We start from the raw sequence: 17,642 nt of genomic DNA on the forward strand, positions 1-17,642 counted from the left end.
GCCCGGTCAGGATACCACGCGGAAGCGGGACACCGAATCCTTCAGTTCCTGCGCCAGCGTGGCCAGTTCCTGAATGGACAGCGCGGTCTGACGCGTACCCTGGCGGGTCTGTTCGGTCACGGCCAGGATCTGCTGCATCTTGTCGGCCACGCCGGTGGCCTTGGTGGCCTGACGTTCGGTGGCGGTCGACATGTCGCCGATCAGGTCACCGAGGCGGTTCGAGACGCGCGAAATGTCCGACAGCGCGGCGCCGGCGGCGTCCGACAGGCGCGCCCCCTCGACCACACCCTGGGTCGATTTTTCCATTGCCGCCACCGCGTCGTGGGTGTCGGTCTGAATGGTGCGCACCAGCGCGCCGATCTGCTTGGCCGCGTCGCCCGAACGTTCGGCCAGGCGCTGCACCTCTTCGGCAACCACCGAGAAGCCGCGCCCTGCTTCGCCGGCCGATGCGGCCTGGATTGCGGCGTTCAGCGCCAGCACGTTGGTCTGCTCGGTAATGTCCGAAATCAGCTCGGTGATCTCGCCGATCTCCTGCGACGATTCGCCCAGGCGCTTGATGCGCTTGGAGGTTTCCTGGATCTGCTCGCGGATCTCCTGCATGCCCTCGATCGCATTCTGCACCGCGGTCGAACCCTGCGCCGCCGCCGCCACCGACTGGCGCGCCACGTCGGCCGATTCGAGGGCCGAGCGCGACACGTCGGTAATCAGGCCGGCCAGGCGCAGCGTCGTCGCCGACGCATCCTGAATCTCGCGCGACTGCTGCTCGGCCGCGCCCAGCAGTTCGGTCGAGACGTCCTGCGCACCGTTCGATGCGCGCGCCACCTGCTCCGCCGTGCGGATGACCCGCACGACCAGCTCGCGCAGTTCCTCGACCGTGTAGTTGACCGAGTCGGCAATCGCGCCGGTGATGTCTTCCGACACCGTCGCCTGCACCGTCAGGTCACCGTCGGCGACGTCCTGCAGTTCGTTCATCAGGCGCAAAATGGCGGCCTGATTCTGTTCATTGGTGGCCTTGGCTTCTTCTTCCTTGGTCTGCGCCAGGTGGCGCATCGCTTCGGCTTCCTGGCGGCGCCCTTCGGCGCCCGCGGCGCGTTCACGCGATTCCTGCAACATGGCGCGGGTGGTGCCCAAAGTGGCCAGCAGCGTGAACACGCCGGCGCCGATGGCCAGCCAGAACCACGGGCTGATCCCGGCCTGGTCGCGCTGGTAATCCATGTGCAGCTTGGCGAGCATCACGCGCAGCGGTTCGCTGTCGCGCGAAATCAGGCGCTCGGCGGCGCGGGCGCCGGCGTAGCTGGTCAGGTTGCCGATCAGCGGGGTGACGGTCTTGACGTATTCGCGCAGGCTGTCACGGGTGCGCGACAGGCGCACGCGCATTTCGAGGTCCGTCAGTGGCGCCAGGCCAAAACGGCCGCCGCCATCGAGCAGGCCGTCGACGAGCGCTTCGAGCGAGGCGATGTCGCCCAGGATGTAGGTCACCGCGTTCTGGGTCGAACCCGGCGTGTTGAAGGTCTGGGCGCCGGCCGTCAGGCGCTGGGTCACCGACAGCAGGCTTAGTGCCGCCATCTGGCGCCGGGCGTCGGTGGCCTCGTCGCGCTGCAGGCGTTCGGCAATGGCGACCAGTTCCGGCCCCACTTCTTCGTACTGGGCCAGGCTCGCGCCGAAGGCGATCAGGTTGCGCCGGTTGCCGAGAATGTTGGCAGCGGCCTTGGACGAGCGGTTCCACAGCACGATGGCTTTTTGCAGGTCGTCGGCGCGGGGACCGCTGGCGGCGGGAATGCGGCCGGTCGGCGATTGGCCGCCACGCGCCAGCAGATCGAGTTCGCGACCCAGTTCGGTGCGGCTCTCTTCCAGCTGGAAGAACGCTTGCGCATCGCCACGCAGCGCGATCGGCGCCGCCTTGGCGAAACGCTGCGAGTGCATCACGGCGTCACCGGCCACCTGGCTCTGTCCCGCCAGGCGGGCGTCGCTGGCGGCGTTCTGCCACATGGCCAGCACGGTCAGCACCGCGCCGGCGGCGACGGCGCCCAGCAACAGGCGCAGGCGATTCGGCTGGAAGCCGCTGCCCATGAGTGTGGCGCGCATGTCGCCACCGCCATCGGCGGCGCCGTCGTCACGGCCACGAAAGCCGCCCAGGCGACGCGCCGCCGCGGCGGCCGAACCACTGGCAACCGCGTCGGGCGCCGCAGCGTCGGCGACGGGGGGCGATGTTACCGGCCGCACCGCGTCATCGGCTGCGCCACCCCTGGCGAAGACATTCATGGTCAATTTCGAGGCGAATCCCATTCCGGCTCCCTGTGCTGCAAGTTAGTGTGTTCGGTTAGCGTGCAATGTGCAGGAAGCGCTCTTCGCGCACCAGCGCCGCCAGCGACAGCGGCATCCATGTGTTGCCATCGGCATCGCGCAGGGCGTCGCCGTCGCGCGTCATCGTCCCGGCATGGCGCAAGCCATACACCGCGGACGCGAGCAGCGCGCAATTCAAGCCCAGGCCAGGTGCAAACACCAGCAGGCGCGGGGTACTGCCAGGCGTGGCCGTCGTGGCGGCCACATGCTCGTCATCGAGATAGCGGGCCAGGTCGATCACGCCCAGCAGGCTGCCGCGCACATTGGCCAGCCCCAGGTACCACGGGCGGGTCAGCGGCACGGGCGTGACCGGCACGGGTGCGACGATCTCGCCCACTTCGGCCAGGTCGACCAGATAACGCGCGCCGCCGATGGCCAGGCCCAGCTGCGCCACGCTGGCGCCGGCGCCGTTTTTCGCTGCCTGCATCCGTTCGAGCAGCTGTTCCTGGTACAGGCGCAGGCGGGTGCGCCGCGCCGCGGGATCGCGGCGGCCTGCACGTTCGTCCGCGCCGTCGGTGGTCATGCCTTCACGCTGCCGGTAGCAGCGCCCGGCACGGCCAGCGCCGCAATGGCCGCCAGCAGGCGCGCCGGATCCACCGGCTTGACCAGGTATTCCTTGGCGCCCTGGCGCATGCCCCAGATACGGTCGGTTTCCTGGTCCTTGCTGCTGCAGATGATGATCGGCAGTGCCGCCAGTTCCGGATCGCGCGAGATGGCGCGGGTCACCTGGAAGCCGTTGGTGCCCGGCATGACCACGTCCATCAGGATCAGTTGCGGGCGCTCGGCGCGAATGCGCTCGATCGCTTCGTCGCCACTGACGGCGGTGCACACGGTAAAGCCGTTCTTGACCAGGATGTCGGTCAGGTACAGTCGTTCGGTCGGCGAATCGTCGACGATGAGAATCTTTTGAATGGCCACGCAGGGCTCCAGCGTTGGTTGAATCGTCAGCCTGCCGCCGGCGCATGCTCGCGCACGGCCGCCAGCAGGCTGTCTTTGGTAAAGGGTTTGGTCAGGTAGGCGCTGGCGCCGACCATCGCGCCGCGCGCGCGGTCGAACAGGCCGTCCTTGGACGAGAGCATCAGCACCGGGGTCGCATGAAACCGCACGCTCTTCTTGATCAGCGCGCAGGTCTGGTAGCCGTCGAGACGCGGCATCAGGATGTCGCAGAACACGAGCGCAGGATGGTGGTCGTTGATCTTGGCGAGCGCGTCGAAGCCATCGTCGGCCAGCACCACGTGGTAGCCCGCCTGGGTCAGGAAAATCTCTGCTGACCGGCGGATCGTGCTGCTGTCATCGATCACCATGATGGTCAGGCTTGATGATTGCGGCGATGTCGTCATGGTCGTTTCACTTCGGCTTGAAGTGCCACGATAGCATAACGAATCTTTCTTGTGCGCAAAGTGTTGCAGGGAGTCAACTACACGTTTGCGATGGCATCAGTGGCTTACCAGGATGCCATGCAAGCACAACAACAGGTGTTATATCGCTGTCATTTCAAAGTCGTCCTTGCGTGCGCCGCATTCGGGACAGGTCCAGTTCATCGGTACGTCGGCCCAACGGGTGCCCGGCGCAATGCCGTCCTCCGGTGCGCCGGCAGCTTCATCGTATACCCAGCCGCAGATCAGGCACATCCAGGTCAGGAACGGGGCGGTGGATTCAGTACTCACGGTGTTGATCCTTGTATCTAGTAAAATGTGGAATCAGAATCCGGCATCTTAATCTACCCGTCGTGCAAAACCAACCGTTACCCCTCATCCTGAGTTTTGGCGTCTGCGATCCCGTCGGCGCGCTGGGCGTGCAATCGGACGTCGCCGCCTTTGCCGCCCTCGGGTGCCACGGGCTGTCGGCCATTGCGGGTCTGCTGGTGTCCGACAGCGCCCGCGTCGAGCACATGTATGAGCTCGACAGCGACTGGATGGCCGAACAGGCGCGCGCGCTGCTCGAAGACATGCCGATCGCCGCCTTCAAGGTCGGCGCCGTGGGCACCGCGCTGCACCTGGCCGCCATTGCCGAGATCGTATCCGACTACCCGGACGCGCCGCTGATCCTCGACCCGTTCCTGTCGGCCCTGCCCGACGCCGGCATGGGCGACGAAGAAATGCTGATGGCCCTGCGTTCCATCCTGGCGCCGCAAGCTACCGCCCTGATCCTGTCGCAGGCCGAACTGGGCCGCATGGCCGAGCTGTGGCGCGACGGCGGCGACGCCGATCCCGGCAACCTCGACGAAGACGTGGCCGAACTGACCTCGTCCGGCCTGCAGTACGTGCTCGTCACCGGCACGCGCGACACGGCCGGCGCCTGCTCGAACCGCTTGTTCGACACCAGCGGTGAAGTCGCCCGGGTCGACTGGCAGCACCTGCCCGGCCCGTTCCTGGGCGCCGGCAACACGTATTCGGCCGCGTTCACCGCCCTGATGGCGCGCGGCATGGATGCGCCGACCGCGCTGGCCGTGGCACAGGAATACACCACCGGCGCGCTCGAGAACGCACAACGCTTCGGGATGGGCAAATTCATTCCCGCCAAATTCTTCCGTCCCTGAGTTTCAAGCGCGCTGCGCGGGACGGTCTTTCCTCTTCTTGAAACGTCAACATGACCACTGAACAAGCCACCTCGCGCAACGACACCCTGTTTGCCCGTGCCCAACTGACCACGCCCGGCGGCGTCAATTCGCCGGTGCGCGCCTTCCGCTCGGTCGGCGGCACTCCGCGCTTCATCACGCGCGCCCTCGGCCCGCACTTCTGGGACGCCGACGGCAAGCGCTACATCGACTACATCGGCTCGTGGGGCCCGGCCATCCTTGGCCACGCCCGCCCTGAAGTGGTGTCGGCCGTGCAGGCCGCCGCCGCCAACGGCCTGTCGTTCGGCGCGCCGACCGAAGGCGAAATCGAGATCGCCGAAGAAATCTGCCGCCTGCTGCCATCGATCAAGCAGGTGCGCCTGGTTTCGTCGGGCACCGAAGCGACGATGAGCGCGCTGCGCCTGGCGCGCGGCGCCACGGGCCGCGATAAGATCGTCAAGTTCGAAGGCTGCTACCACGGCCACGCCGATTCGCTGCTGGTGAAAGCCGGCAGCGGCCTGCTCACCTTCGGCAATCCGACCTCTGCCGGCGTACCGGAAGACTTCGTCAAGCACACGCTCGTGCTCGACTACAACGACGTGGCGCAACTGGAAGACGCGTTCGTGACGATGGGCGACGAGATCGCCTGCGTGATCGTCGAGCCGGTCGCCGGCAACATGAACCTGATCCGCGCCACGCCCGCATTCCTGCAGAGCATGCGCGACCTGTGCACGAAGCACGGCGCCGTGCTGATCTTCGACGAAGTGATGTGCGGCTTCCGCGTGGGCCTGCAAGGCGCGCAGGGCATGTACGGCATCCAGCCCGATCTGACCGCGCTGGGCAAGGTCATCGGTGGCGGCATGCCGGTGGCGGCGTTCGGCGGGCGCGCCGAACTGATGCAGAAGATGGCGCCAATCGGCCCGGTGTACCAGGCCGGCACGCTGTCGGGCAATCCGGTCGCGGTGGCGGCGGGCATGACGACGCTCAAGCTCATCCAGGAAGCCGGGTTCTACGAGCGCCTGAGCGCGACGGCGAACCGCCTGGTGGCCGGCTTGACCGACGCCGCGCGCGAAGCGGGCATCGACTTCTGCGGTGACGCCGTGGGCGGCATGTTCGGCATGTACTTCTCGAAGGAAGTCCCGGGCAGCTACAGCGAAATGATGGCCGGCGACAAGGAGCGCTTCAACCGCTTCTTCCACGGCATGCTGGACGAGGGCGTGTACTTTGCCCCGGCGATGTTCGAGGCAGGCTTCGTGTCGATCCAGCACGACGACGCGGCGATCGACGAAACGATCGAAGCGGCGCGGCGCGTGTTCAAGCGGATCGGGTGACCCGCAGGGCTGGCTGGATTACTTCAGCCAGCCACGCCGCCTGAAATACCACAGCGGCGCCACGCCGCAGCCAATCATCAACAGAATGGCCAGCGGGTAGCCGAAGCGCCATTGCAGCTCGGGCATCACGGCGAAGTTCATGCCGTAGACGCTGGCGATCAGCGTTGGCGGCAGGAACGCGACCGAGGCCACCGAGAAGATCTTGATGATCTTGTTCTGGTTGATGTTGATGAAGCCGACCGTGGCGTCCATCAGGAAGTTCACCTTGTCGAACAGGAACGAGGTGTGGCCGTCGAGCGACTCGATGTCGCGCAGGATCTGGCGCGCTTCCTCGAACTGGTCCGAGTTCAGCAGGCGCCCGCGCATCAGGAAGCTGACTGCGCGGCGCGTGTCCATCATGTTGCGGCGGATGCGGCCGTTCAAGTCTTCCTCGTGCGCGATCGCGTTCAGTGCCGCGGCCGCGTCCTGGTCGGTAAATTCTTTCTGCAGCACGCGGGTCGAGACTTCTTCGAGACTTTCGTAGATGCCCTCGAGCGAGTCGGCCGAATACTCGGCGTCGGTCGCGTACAGGTCGAGCAGCACGTCCATATAGTCTTCGATCGAGCCGGGCCGCGAACGGGCGCGCATGCGCACCAGGCGGAACACCGGCAAGTCGTCGTTGTGCACCGAGAACAGGATCTTGCCCGACAAGATGAATGCCACCGTGATCACGCGCGACGGGCCGTCTTCTTCTTCCAGCAGGAAGTCGGTGCGCAGGTGCAGGTCGCCATTTTCGGCTTCGTAGTAACGCGCCGATGCTTCGATATCCTGGACTTCGTCTTCGCCCGGCAAGATCACGTTGTACTTGGCCTTGACCCAGACGCGCTCTTCTTCGCTCGGGTCGGTCAGGTCGACCCAGACCGGCGCCACGCTTTCGAGTTCCTCGCGGGATTCGATCGTGACCTGGTTCAGGCGGCCGTTCTGTAGGACGAATACATTGATCATGCGCTGGGTCTCGCTATTCTTGGCCGGTCGACAAAAGTAGCGCAAGTGTAACCGTTTGCCCGCCGCTGAGCCAACTCCAGCGCCATAAACACGCGTTTATGGCCGCTCATCCGCACGTGGCACGTCGGCCGACGGGATCCGGCGCTGGATCGTGCTGGTGCGGCGCTCCAGGTAGCGGGTCGAGCGGTTCTTGTCGTAGAAGCGGGGATTGGGCAGCATCACGGCCAGGCGCGCGGCTTGCGCCGTGCTCAGTTTGGCGGCGGATGTCTTGAAGTAATAGCGCGCCGCCGCTTCGGCGCCGAACACGCCACGGCCGAACTCGGCCACATTCAGGTAGATTTCCAGGATGCGCTGCTTGCTCATGACCGCTTCGAGCATGAACGCGATGATCGTTTCCTGCCCCTTGCGCAGATAGCTGCGCGAGCCGGACAGGAACAGGTTCTTGGCCAGTTGCTGCGTGATGGTCGAGCCGCCGCCCACCAGCTTGCCCCGGCGCTCGTTGCGCTCGTAGGTACGCTCGATGGCTTTCAGGTCCACGCCGTAGTGCTCGTTGAAATTGGCGTCCTCGGACGCCACCACTGCCCGCTTCAGATTGTACGAAATCCGCTCGTACGGCACCCATTCGTGCTTAAGCGTCGCGTTGGGATTCGTTTCGCGCAGTACCGACAATTGCGCGCGCATGAAGCTGGTCGAGCCGGGATCGACCTGCGAATACCAGCACACCATCAGGAAGAAATACAGCTGGACCAGCAGCACGAGCAGCAGCGGCCCCAGAAAAATCCACTTGATCCAGCGGCGCTTGGCTGGCGCCTTCGCTGGTGCCTTCGATGATCCCTTCGTGCGCGATGTAGCCACGGGTTACCCCTGTTATTGTGATTGACGCATCGATGCCAGCACGTGCGCCGTGCCCGGCCGCTTGCCCCGCCACAGCGCGAACGCTTCGGCGGCCTGCTCCACCAGCATGCCCAGGCCGTCGCGCACGGCAGCGCCATGACCTGCGGCAAAGTCCATGAACACGGTTGGCTTGTTTCCGTACATCATATCCAACGCGAGCGTGTCCGGACCGAACACCGTCGCCGGCACCGGCGGCACGGCGGCGTCCAGGCTGGCCGACGTCGCATTGATGATCACGTCGAACGGGCCATCGACATCGGCGAAGCCGCTGACCGCCAGGCGCGCCGCATGATGGGCAAACTCGGCCACCAGCGCTTCGGCGGTGGCCAGCGTACGGTTGGCAATCACGATCTGGCGCGGTCCGGCGTCCAGCAACGGCAGCAGCGCGCCACGGGCGGCGCCACCGGCGCCCAGCAACAGCACACGTTTACCGTCCAGTGACACGCCGGCATTGCGCACGATGTCGGCCACCAGGCCCACGCCGTCCGTGTTGTCGCCGACGATCTCGCCGCCATCGAACACCAGCGTATTGACGGCGCCGGCCGCCTGCGCGCGCGGGGTCAAACGTGTGGCCAGGCGCGCAGCGTCGAGCTTGAATGGCACGGTGACGTTGGCGCCCTTGTAGCCTTCGTCGACCAGGCGCGCCACCGTCGCGGCAAAGCCATCGACGGGCGCCAGGCATTGTTCATACTGGAGATCCTCGCCCAACTCTGCGGCATATTGCGCGTGGATCCGGGGCGATTTGCTGTGGGCAATCGGGTTGCCGATAACGCAGTAACGATCGGTCATGGCGATGCATTCCCCAGGGTTGCGCGCAGGCTCTCTTCGCGGGTGAACTGGAAGCGCGTAAACACTTCCCATAGATCGTCCTTGCCCTTGGTGCGCATATTGGCCGGGAACGCGCCGTACGGCGCCGAGCGGCGCACGATGTCGAGCGCCGCCTTGTCGAGCGCGGGATTGCCCGAGCTGCGCTCGACCTTCGGGCCGCCATCCTTCAGGTACAGCGTGCCGTCCTGGTACACGGGGATGTACACCACCAGCTCGCCATACAGCTTCTTGCCGGCCTGCTGCGGGAAGTTCAGCGTGCCGACTTCCTCGATCCGCTTCTGCATCGCCTTGTAGTACAGCGCGTACCCCGCCTCGCGCGTGCTCGGCGTGATCTTCGTGCGTTTCGGGCGGCGGTTTTCTTCTTCGATGCGTTCGAAGATTTCGGCAGCGCTGCGCGAAATGGCGCGCGACGTGTCGAGGTTGTCCTCGCCCGTACGCGACGGATCCGGCTTTTCCCGTTCGGTGACCGGTGGCGCGGTAAAGCTCGACGTGCGGGCGCGCGTGACGACGTCCTGCTGGATCTGCTCGAGCGCGGCGATGCGGCGCTGCAGGGCCTTGATGCTGTCGCCATCCTCGACCTTGCGCAGGTCGGGCAGCGGCGACTTGGCGCGGCCCGCTTCGGCGGTGCCGCCACCGTCCAGGTTCGCCTGGGCCAGTGCGTCGGCCTTGGCCGGCGCCCGGTCGTGCTTGGCATTGACCAGGATAACTTCGAGCCCTGGGTCGGCCGGGGTCTGGCGGAACGTTTCAGGCGCAGCAAAACGCACCGCCAGCAGCGCCGCGTGGGCTGCCACCGATACGGCCAGGGCAATGATCAGGGGACGGTTGTGTAGGAGAGACTTCACGCGCTGCGGGTGAGAATTGAATCGGAGAATTGATTCATTCTAACCTGAGGCGAACCCATAGGGGGAGGTGGAATTGGCGTGCGGGATAACGTGGTGTGTTCGACAATAGTAGCCGGAGGGTTGAATGGCCTTGCCAATCCTTCAATGTCCGCTTGATCTCAGGTACCTGCGACCCTGACTCGTGACAAGCCTACAGCGCCATACAGGGTGAATAATTGTCGGTCTTATCCAACTCACAAGGCAGAGCCATATGGCGAACGATGCATACCTCAGGATCAAAGGCGTCACCGAAGAACCCTCGGACGACAAGCACCGCGATCAAATCCTGTTGCAGAATTGCGCAGCCGGGAAGACGATCCCATCTGCAACTTTCGAACGCATACTTGCAGACGGTCACGGCAAGTGGAATTGTTTTCGACAGTCCGTACGGGGCGGAACGAATTGTCCATCAATGGAACCTTTCAAACCATGAAAGCCATTCTCAGTACCTTGAAATACCTGCTGATCGCAATTGGCTCGACCCTTTCAGTTGCGGTACTCGTCTGGCTGGCGATCTTCCTCTTCGATCAGTCCATGAGCATTGACAAGGCGTTCGCGCTGATCTTCTACCCGTCCGTCGTTGCGGGTGTCATTATGCCGTTGGCGTGGTGGCTACGAGGGCGCAAGCTGGAAGCCTGAGAGGCGGGCGGCCTGCAAAATCCCGCACTCAGTCTCCTTGCCAACGGCCCACAGAGCCTGCGGCTTCAGATGCCGTTCATTCCTTCGGCTTCTTTCGCCAAATCCATTATGGTGCCGAGGTACTGGACGGCGTCACTGATGACGCTGGCTCCGTCACGTCAGCCGTGTCCACCACGGCAACCGCGCCTTCCGCCTCCACCGCTTCGGCCGCTGCTGCTTCGCCGGTGTCGGCTTCCGTGTCCTCTTCATCCGCGATGGCCGCATCCGGCGCGGCGCTTGCCACTTCCAGCAAACGCGCCTCGAGGTTCAGTTCGATCTCGTCCCAGCGGACGATGTCGAGCTTGACCTGCGCGCCACGCGCCACCTGCGACATGCCTGGCAGGCGCACCACCAGCGGCACGTCGGTCAGGCGCACGAGCTCGTCCTTGAGCACGACAGCGTCGACCATCTTGACGCCCTCCTGCCCCAGCCAGCGCAGGCACCAGTAGCGCTCCATGTTCTGCTGGAACTCGTTGTAGGCTGCATATGCCGCGTCGAAGCTCGACACGATCGAAAACAGCGTCGCATCGCGGTGCTTGAACGGCGCGACGAGCGGCGCGGTGACGCCGTTTTCGGCCGCCGCGATGATCTGCCACTGGTTGACCAGGTCGGTATAGCGGCGCAGCGGCGACGTGCTCCATGCGTACTGGTCCACTCCCAGGCCCTGGTGCGGCGCGGCGTGCGTGACCATGCGCACCTGCATCTTGCCGGCCCAGCCGCCGGCGCCCGGCCCTTGCGAGCGGTAGATGCCCGGCACGCCCGAGTCGTGCAGCAGCTTGCCCCAGGTGCTGTTGGCAAAGATCATCAGTTCGGCGACGATCTTGTCCAGCGGCGCGCCCCGCTTGCGGCGCACGATCGAGACCACGTCGTCCTCGACGTAGAAATTGAAGTCCATGCGGTTGGCTTGCTCTGGCTTGAGGCCAAAGGCTTCGCGCTTTGCCATGCGGCCGGCTTCCAGCTGCAAGGCCCACTGCCATAACTGGCCCAGTTCTTCCTTGTGCGGATACTCACCCTCGCCGCTGGCCAGCGTTTCTTCATTGACCAGATCATCCAGGTCGTTGTGGCGCAGATTGCTCTTGATCGGCACCAGCTCGGCGCGCGTCGTCGTCGAGATGACGCTCCAGTCTTCGGGATTGAGCACGGCGTACAGCGACAGTGCAGGACAATCGTTGCCCTCGGCCAGCGTGAACGCATTGACCACCTCGTCCGGCAGCATCGTGATCTTGTCGCCCGGCATGTACACGGTGGACATGCGCGCGCGGGCGATCTTGTCGATCGCGTCGTCCGGACGCACGGCCAGGCCCGGCGCCGCGATGTGGATGCCCACGCGCACGGTGCCATCGTCCAGCTTGACGACGGAAAACGCATCGTCGATCTCGGTCGTGGTCACGTCATCGATCGAGAACGCGGCAACGTCGGCGCGTGGCAGGTCGGTCGGCGCTGTTGGCACGTCCACTGGCGCAAAGCCGGCGCCGCGCGGGAAGTTCTCGAACAGGAAGCGGCCCATGTGCAGGTCTTTGGGCGAGGCCAGCCCGCCGACGTCCAGCATTAGGCGTGCCGGGTTGGTCTGCAGCTCATTGGCCGCGGCCTCGAATGCCTTGTATTCGATCGTGTTCTTGTCCGGCTTGAACAGCAGCTGGTGCACGAGCGGCTGCATCGATTCGGGCAGCTTGCCGGCTTTGAGCTCATCGACATAGCCGGCCTGGATGATGGCCTGCTGTTTTTTCTTTTCGATGCCGGCCAGCGCGGCCTTGAGCGACGCTTCCGGCGCGGCCTTGTAGCGGCCACGGCCCTTCTTGTAGAAGTAGATGGGCGAGCCGTGCAGCGTCAGCACGAGGCCGGCCGCTTCGTGCGGCAGCGGCGCGTGGCCGAAGTATTCGGCGCCCAGCTCGGCAAAGCCGAATTCTTCTTCGCCCGCGACTTCCCACAGGAACTCGAGGTCGACGTCCGCCGCCACGGCCTTGGCCGCGTCCATCAGCTCTTGCGGGCTGGGCTTTTCAAATTGCAGCAGCACGTCGCGCGTCTTGACCTTGGTGCGCTTGCCGCTGGCCAGTTCGACCTGGTATGCCTCGCCGGCTTGCGACAGGATGGCGCCGACCTTGAAGTCGCCCGATTCCTCAAAAAATACATTCATGATTATTCTGTGTTGTTCGTGGTTGCGCCCGCTCCCAGGCTGAGCACCGCCGGCAAGAATACCTCGGTGACCAGGAGCAGGCCTTGACGGCGGCGATAGACGCAGCGCCGCGCATGGTAAATCGGCTGTTGGGCGCCTGCGCCGCCAATGGCCGCGTGCGCACGGCGCACCAGCGGATGGTCGGCGCCCAGGCGCGCAAATTCAAGTGATCCGCGCCGCACGAGCGGATCGTAAAACAGGGTCGAGCCGAGCGAGCGTTCACCCAGCGCCGAAAACAGCGGCCAGTCGCTCGCGTCGGCATCGGGCGGCACGACCGTGTGGGCAAAGACCACCGGCGTGCCGTCGCAGACGAGAAGTACTTCGCGTTCCCAGACGCGCTGTGGTCGCGCCAGGCCAATCGCCGCCGCTTCGTCGGCCAGGCACACGGCACTGTGCTGGTGCAGGCGGCGCACGCGAAACGCGTCGCTGCTGGCGACCAGGCGAGCGGTCAGCGAACCGGGCGTGACGAGCCAGTCGTGCATTGGTGGAGAAGCACGCACGGCGCGCGCATGCGGCTGCCAGGCGGCCAGGCGCAGCGAACGGTTCCTCACTGCGCCGGGTCTCCAGCTGCGGGGCCGTCGACGTCCATGCCGCAAAACGCCAGCACCTCATCGACATAGATGGGAAACTCCGACACCGCATGGTCGCTGCCGTAGATCACGTGCTGGCGCGCGCCGGCGTAGTGCGCCACCATGTCCCGGTAGTCGAGCACTTCGTCGCCCGTGGCGGCCAGCAAAAAATAGCGCTCGGGCTGCGTGATGGCCGCGACGCGCAGTGCCTTGAGTTCATCGATGTACTCGGGGCGAAACTCGAACGGTTCGTCCGAATGCCAGTTGGTCGTCACGCCCACATGGTGTTCGAGGTTGCGCGTCGGATCGACCGACGGATTGATGACGACGGCCGGCACGCCCAGGCGCTCGGCCAGCGCGCACGCATAGAAGCCGCCCAGCGACGAGCCGACGATCGCGAGATTGCCCGGTGCGTGCTGCGCGGCCAGGTCCAGCGCCAGCGCGAACGCGGCCTTGGGCGACGCCGGCAATTGCGGGCAGATCAGGCGATCCAGCAAGCCGCGCTCCTCGAGCGCCGCCTGCATGACGCGCGCCTTCATCGATTTGGGCGACGAGCGAAAGCCGTGCAAATACAGAAGGTACGGTGGCAAAGCCGGCGCCGACGTCATGGGGCCAGCGCGTCCAGCAGCTTCTGGTGCACACCGCCGAAGCCGCCATTGCTCATGACCAGGATATGGTCGCCCGGCTGCGCCTGCTGCACGATGGCCTGCACCATATAGTCGATCTGGTCGAAGCTGTGCGCAATCGTCCCCATCGGCTTGAACGCATCGGCCAGCGACCAGCCCAGCGCCTGCTGGCTGCCGAAGCCGAACACCAGGTCGGCATCCTTCAGGCTGCCCGGCAGCGCATCCTTCATCGCGCCCAGCTTCATCGTGTTCGAGCGCGGCTCGAGCACGGCCAGGATGCGGCCGGAACCTTGCGCGCCCAGCTTCTGGCGCAGGCCGCCGACCGTGGTGGCAATCGCCGTCGGGTGGTGCGCGAAGTCGTCGTAGACGGTGATGTTGTTGACCACGCCGCGCACTTCCATGCGGCGCTTGACGTTCTCGAAGCGGGCCAGCGATTCGATGGCCTGCGCGACCGGCACGCCGACGTGGCGCGCGGCGGCAATCGCGGCCAGCGCGTTCGAGCGGTTGTGCTTGCCGGTCAGGTCCCAGTGCACGGTGCCTTGCGGCGCGCCCTTGAAGATGACGTCGAAGCTCGCGCCACCCGGATGCTCGACCATCGTCCAGTCGACGCCATCGGCGCCGCCAAAGCTTTCCTTCTCGCTCCAGCAACCGCGCTTGAGCACGCGCCCGATCGATGCTTCGTCGCCATTGACGACCAGGCGACCCACGCCCGGCACGGTGCGCACCAGGTGGTGGAACTGGGTTTCGATGGCGCCGATGTCCGGAAAGATGTCGGCGTGGTCGTATTCCAGGTTGTTCAGCACGGCCGTCTTGGCGTGGTAGTGCACGAACTTGCTGCGCTTGTCGAAGAACGCCGTGTCGTATTCATCGGCTTCGATGACGAAGAAGTCCGATGGCTTGTCGCCATGCAGGCGCGCCGAGACGCCGAAGTTCATCGGCACGCCGCCGATCAGGAAACCCGGCGCATAGCCGGCATCTTCCAGGATCCAGGCCAGCATCGAGGTCGTGGTCGTCTTGCCGTGCGTACCGGCCACGGCCAGCACCCATTTTTCGCGCAGGATATGCTCGCCGATCCACTGCGGCCCCGACATATAGGGCAAGCCGCGGTTCAGGATTTCCTCGATCAGCGGATTGCCGCGCGTCATGACATTGCCGACCACATACAGATCGGGATTCAGCGACACCTGCTCCGGGCCGTAGCCCTGGATCAGCTCGATCCCCTGGGCTTGCAACTGCGTGCTCATCGGTGGATAGACGTTGGCGTCACAACCGGTCACGCGGTGACCGGCTTCCTTGGCCAGGACCGCCAGGCCACCCATGAAGGTGCCGCAAATGCCGAGAATATGAATGTGCATGGGAAGGTGCGCTGGTGCGATGTAAATGGACGAAACCGGGATTCTACCCGAGGCGCTGCCAAATTAAGGTTCAGAGTATGATCTGGATCATGATGCCGAACTTGAACAACGATCTCATTCAATTGCGCGCCGAGATCGCCCTTGTGGCTGCGCGCATGGTTGCCCAGGATGGCGCCGACATCGATACCGCGCGCCGCAAGGCGGCCCGCCAGGTGCTCGGCGTGAACCAGCCTGTTCCCAATATGATGCCCGACGACATCCAGGTCGAAGACGAAGTGCGCAAGTACCTGGCACTGTTCGGCGGCCCGGACCACAGCGAGCGCCTGGCGCAATTGCGCGCCACGGCGCTGCAGGTGATGGAGGCGCTGGCCGACTTCAATCCCTATATCACCGGCCCGGTGCTGCAAGGCACGGCCGGCGAGCACGACGATATCCACCTGCAACTGTTCGCCGACAGCGCGAAAGAAGTGCAGATCTATCTGCTGAATCGCAATGTTAATATCGAGATCTCGGAAACCCCGCATTTCAAGGGGGGGCGCCATGCGCCGGTCGAGACCGTCAGTTTCCCGTGGATGAAGGAAACTGTGCATGCGCAATTGTTTGAATACCAAGACCTGCGCGGCGCGCTCAAGCCGCGCGCGGATGGCCGCCCGCAACGCCTCGACGCTGCCGGCCTGCGCGCGCTGATCGCTGCCGACTCAACACTGGAACAGAACGAATGAACAAGAAACATCTGGCTACCTATGTGGCAGTGGCCGCGCTGTTCGGCGTGATGGGCGCCGTTGTCGCGCTCTACAAGAAGGCGCCGGCACCGGCCTCCCCCCAGATCAGTACGGCTGCCGGCGCTGGTGCAGTGACCAATGCCGTCACCAATCTCTATGCGCAGTCGCTCAACAACCTGGCGGGCGAACCGCAGCCGCTGGCCCAGTGGAAGGGCAAGCCCCTGCTGGTGAACTTCTGGGCCACCTGGTGCGGTCCGTGCGTGCAGGAAATGCCGGAGCTGTCGCACCTGGCGGGCGAAGACAAGGGCAAGCATTTCAATGTGATCGGCATCGGCATCGATTCGCCGACCAATATGAGCGAATTCGCCGCCAAGCACCAGATTGCCTATCCACTCTACGTGGCGGGCATGGGCGGAACCGAGCTGTCGAAGGAATTGGGCAACACGATGGGCGGCTTGCCGTACACTGTGCTGATCGGCGCCGACGGGCAAGTGCTCAAGACGTATATTGGCAAGCTCAAGTTCGACGAATTGCGCGCTGACCTGGCCAAATTGAAGGGTTGATCGCGCTTTTAACGAACGATCGTACGATTTGCAATTGCGGCCAATTTCGGCTAAACACCAGCAATTTTACCGCTTGCCAACAGCCGAGCTAGGCGGCACAATGCCTGACTTTCGGGCTACCAGACTCTCATTATGGCGAAAAAGCTACTGCTTCTCAACGGCCCCAACCTCAATTTATTGGGGACGCGCGAGCCTGCGGTGTACGGCACGACGACACTGGCCGACATCGAGAACGCAGCAGTTGCACAAGCCACGAACGCCGGCGCAGCACTGGAGCATTTCCAGAGCAACCATGAGGGCGCCCTGATCGATCGCATCCACGCCGCACGCACCGAAGGCGTGGATTTTATCGTGATCAATCCTGGTGGCTTGACCCATACCAGCGTAGCACTGCGCGATGCGTTCGCGTCGGTGGCCATTCCATTCGTCGAGGTGCACGTGTCGAACGTGCATGCCCGCGAATCGTTCCGGCAGCATTCCTATCTCTCCGGCATCGCGCGTGGCGTGATCTGCGGACTGGGGCCGGACGGATACAGGTTTGCCATCGACTTCGCACTTAAATAGCGTTAATCTACGTCAACTTCATGTATCAGCGGCTGCGCGGCCTGTTGGACGCGCCGGCCTGCTCTCTAAAACGAATAATTCCAAGGGGTTTCACATGGATCTACGAAAACTCAAGACCTTGATCGACCTGGTCGCTGAATCGGACATCGCCGAGCTCGAAGTCACCGAAGGCGAAAGCAAGGTCCGCATCGTCAAGTCGTCCGCTGTTGGCCAGGGCCAGATGATGATGATGCCGCAACAAGGCGTGCAACAGTTCGCGGCGCCAGCCCCGGCTGCTGCGCCTGTCGCTGCAGCACCGGTCGTGGCTCCCGAGCCAACCGGCCACGTCGTCAAGTCGCCGATGGTGGGTACCTTCTACCGTTCGTCCGCACCGGGCGCTGCGGCGTTCGTCGAAGTCGGCTCGAACATCAAGGAAGGCGAGACGCTGTGCATCATCGAAGCGATGAAGCTCCTGAATGAAATCGACGCCGATGTCTCGGGCGTTGTCACCAAGATCCTCGTGGAAAACGGCCAGCCGGTCGAATTCGGCCAGCCGCTGTTCGTGATTGGCTAAAGCCTCAAGCTGGGCGGCAGT

At 64.5% G+C, this 17,642-nt stretch carries 20 protein-coding genes; 7 read left to right on the forward strand and 13 right to left on the reverse strand.

The features are described 5' to 3' along the window. Positions 1-6 precede the first annotated feature (6 nt). The 5 genes from AC56LW_RS05940 to AC56LW_RS05960 all read right to left on the reverse strand — a co-directional run bounded on the left by AC56LW_RS05940 (position 7) and on the right by AC56LW_RS05960 (position 3,974). Positions 7-2,262, reverse strand: coding sequence for a methyl-accepting chemotaxis protein (locus AC56LW_RS05940; protein ID WP_499632671.1), 2,256 nt, complete (start codon positions 2,260-2,262; stop codon positions 7-9). 58 nt (positions 2,263-2,320) lie between these two features. Beyond that, a complete protein-coding gene (locus AC56LW_RS05945) occupies positions 2,321-2,866 on the reverse strand; it encodes a chemotaxis protein CheW (RefSeq protein ID WP_499632673.1) in 546 nt (181 codons plus the stop codon). Further along, complete coding sequence (locus tag AC56LW_RS05950; RefSeq protein ID WP_332532276.1) at positions 2,863-3,261, reverse strand: response regulator; 399 nt, start codon at positions 3,259-3,261, stop codon at positions 2,863-2,865. The genes AC56LW_RS05945 and AC56LW_RS05950 overlap by 4 nt, the downstream gene beginning before the upstream one ends. Positions 3,262-3,287: 26 nt before the next feature. Continuing rightward, positions 3,288-3,683, reverse strand: coding sequence for a response regulator (locus AC56LW_RS05955; RefSeq protein WP_183556317.1), 396 nt, complete (start codon positions 3,681-3,683; stop codon positions 3,288-3,290). Positions 3,684-3,821: 138 nt separating this feature from the next. Continuing rightward, positions 3,822-3,974, reverse strand: coding sequence for a rubredoxin (locus AC56LW_RS05960; RefSeq protein ID WP_036170087.1), 153 nt, complete (start codon positions 3,972-3,974; stop codon positions 3,822-3,824). Positions 3,975-4,072: 98 nt separating this feature from the next. Here AC56LW_RS05960 and thiD point away from each other — a divergent pair, with 98 nt between their 5' ends. Beyond that, positions 4,073-4,882, forward strand: coding sequence for a bifunctional hydroxymethylpyrimidine kinase/phosphomethylpyrimidine kinase (gene thiD, locus AC56LW_RS05965; protein ID WP_258835643.1), 810 nt, complete (start codon positions 4,073-4,075; stop codon positions 4,880-4,882). 50 nt (positions 4,883-4,932) lie between these two features. Then, complete coding sequence (hemL, locus tag AC56LW_RS05970; protein ID WP_499632678.1) at positions 4,933-6,231, forward strand: glutamate-1-semialdehyde 2,1-aminomutase; 1,299 nt, start codon at positions 4,933-4,935, stop codon at positions 6,229-6,231. Positions 6,232-6,249: 18 nt separating this feature from the next. Here hemL and corA read toward each other — a convergent pair whose 3' ends face one another. The 4 genes from corA to AC56LW_RS05990 all read right to left on the reverse strand — a co-directional run bounded on the left by corA (position 6,250) and on the right by AC56LW_RS05990 (position 9,779). After that, positions 6,250-7,215 carry a magnesium/cobalt transporter CorA gene (gene corA / locus AC56LW_RS05975; protein WP_482896218.1) on the reverse strand — a complete coding sequence of 322 codons (966 nt, stop codon included), beginning with the start codon at positions 7,213-7,215 and terminating at the stop codon, positions 6,250-6,252. Between the two features lie 96 nt (positions 7,216-7,311). Beyond that, on the reverse strand, positions 7,312-8,070 hold the full coding sequence (gene mtgA / locus AC56LW_RS05980; protein WP_332532272.1) for a monofunctional biosynthetic peptidoglycan transglycosylase: 759 nt from the start codon (positions 8,068-8,070) through the stop codon (positions 7,312-7,314). 12 nt (positions 8,071-8,082) lie between these two features. Continuing rightward, positions 8,083-8,898 (reverse strand): shikimate dehydrogenase, encoded by an 816-nt coding sequence (gene aroE / locus AC56LW_RS05985; RefSeq protein ID WP_499632681.1) that lies wholly within the window; start codon positions 8,896-8,898, stop codon positions 8,083-8,085. After that, a complete protein-coding gene (locus tag AC56LW_RS05990) occupies positions 8,895-9,779 on the reverse strand; it encodes an energy transducer TonB (protein WP_499632684.1) in 885 nt (294 codons plus the stop codon). Before AC56LW_RS05990 ends, aroE begins: the two co-directional genes overlap by 4 nt. Positions 9,780-10,247: 468 nt before the next feature. Here AC56LW_RS05990 and AC56LW_RS05995 point away from each other — a divergent pair, with 468 nt between their 5' ends. Beyond that, positions 10,248-10,457 (forward strand): hypothetical protein, encoded by a 210-nt coding sequence (locus AC56LW_RS05995; protein ID WP_499632687.1) that lies wholly within the window; start codon positions 10,248-10,250, stop codon positions 10,455-10,457. A 106-nt stretch (positions 10,458-10,563) separates the two neighbouring features. Here the strand turns inward: AC56LW_RS05995 and AC56LW_RS06000 are convergent, their stop codons facing one another. Genes AC56LW_RS06000 through mpl form a run of 4 tightly spaced genes read right to left on the reverse strand, consistent with a single transcriptional unit; the run spans position 10,564 to position 15,219 of the window. Further along, the gene (locus AC56LW_RS06000; protein ID WP_499632690.1) at positions 10,564-12,630 is read right to left on the reverse strand and encodes a ribonuclease catalytic domain-containing protein; all 2,067 of its coding nucleotides are present in this window, start codon (positions 12,628-12,630) and stop codon (positions 10,564-10,566) included. 2 nt (positions 12,631-12,632) lie between these two features. Next, on the reverse strand, positions 12,633-13,220 hold the full coding sequence (locus AC56LW_RS06005; RefSeq protein ID WP_499632693.1) for a chorismate--pyruvate lyase family protein: 588 nt from the start codon (positions 13,218-13,220) through the stop codon (positions 12,633-12,635). After that, positions 13,217-13,828, reverse strand: a complete 612-nt coding sequence (locus AC56LW_RS06010; RefSeq protein ID WP_499632696.1) for a YqiA/YcfP family alpha/beta fold hydrolase — start codon at positions 13,826-13,828, stop codon at positions 13,217-13,219. Before AC56LW_RS06010 ends, AC56LW_RS06005 begins: the two co-directional genes overlap by 4 nt. Positions 13,829-13,842: 14 nt before the next feature. Then, entirely contained in the window at positions 13,843-15,219 is a 1,377-nt protein-coding gene (mpl, locus tag AC56LW_RS06015) for a UDP-N-acetylmuramate:L-alanyl-gamma-D-glutamyl-meso-diaminopimelate ligase (RefSeq protein WP_183556307.1), read from the reverse strand. A gap of 89 nt (positions 15,220-15,308) precedes the next feature. Between mpl and AC56LW_RS06020 the strand changes: the two genes are divergently transcribed. The 4 genes from AC56LW_RS06020 to accB all read left to right on the forward strand — a co-directional run bounded on the left by AC56LW_RS06020 (position 15,309) and on the right by accB (position 17,621). Next, complete coding sequence (locus AC56LW_RS06020; RefSeq protein WP_183556306.1) at positions 15,309-15,941, forward strand: hypothetical protein; 633 nt, start codon at positions 15,309-15,311, stop codon at positions 15,939-15,941. Further along, positions 15,938-16,504: a TlpA family protein disulfide reductase gene (locus AC56LW_RS06025; protein ID WP_332532266.1), complete on the forward strand. Its 567-nt coding sequence runs from the start codon at positions 15,938-15,940 to the stop codon at positions 16,502-16,504. The genes AC56LW_RS06020 and AC56LW_RS06025 overlap by 4 nt, the downstream gene beginning before the upstream one ends. Before the next feature lie 132 nt (positions 16,505-16,636). Then, positions 16,637-17,068, forward strand: a complete 432-nt coding sequence (gene aroQ / locus AC56LW_RS06030; protein ID WP_183556304.1) for a type II 3-dehydroquinate dehydratase — start codon at positions 16,637-16,639, stop codon at positions 17,066-17,068. A gap of 94 nt (positions 17,069-17,162) precedes the next feature. Beyond that, positions 17,163-17,621: an acetyl-CoA carboxylase biotin carboxyl carrier protein gene (gene accB, locus AC56LW_RS06035; RefSeq protein ID WP_332532265.1), complete on the forward strand. Its 459-nt coding sequence runs from the start codon at positions 17,163-17,165 to the stop codon at positions 17,619-17,621. Positions 17,622-17,642: the final 21 nt, after the last annotated feature.

This window comes from Telluria sp. LT2P80 (assembly GCF_059685955.1).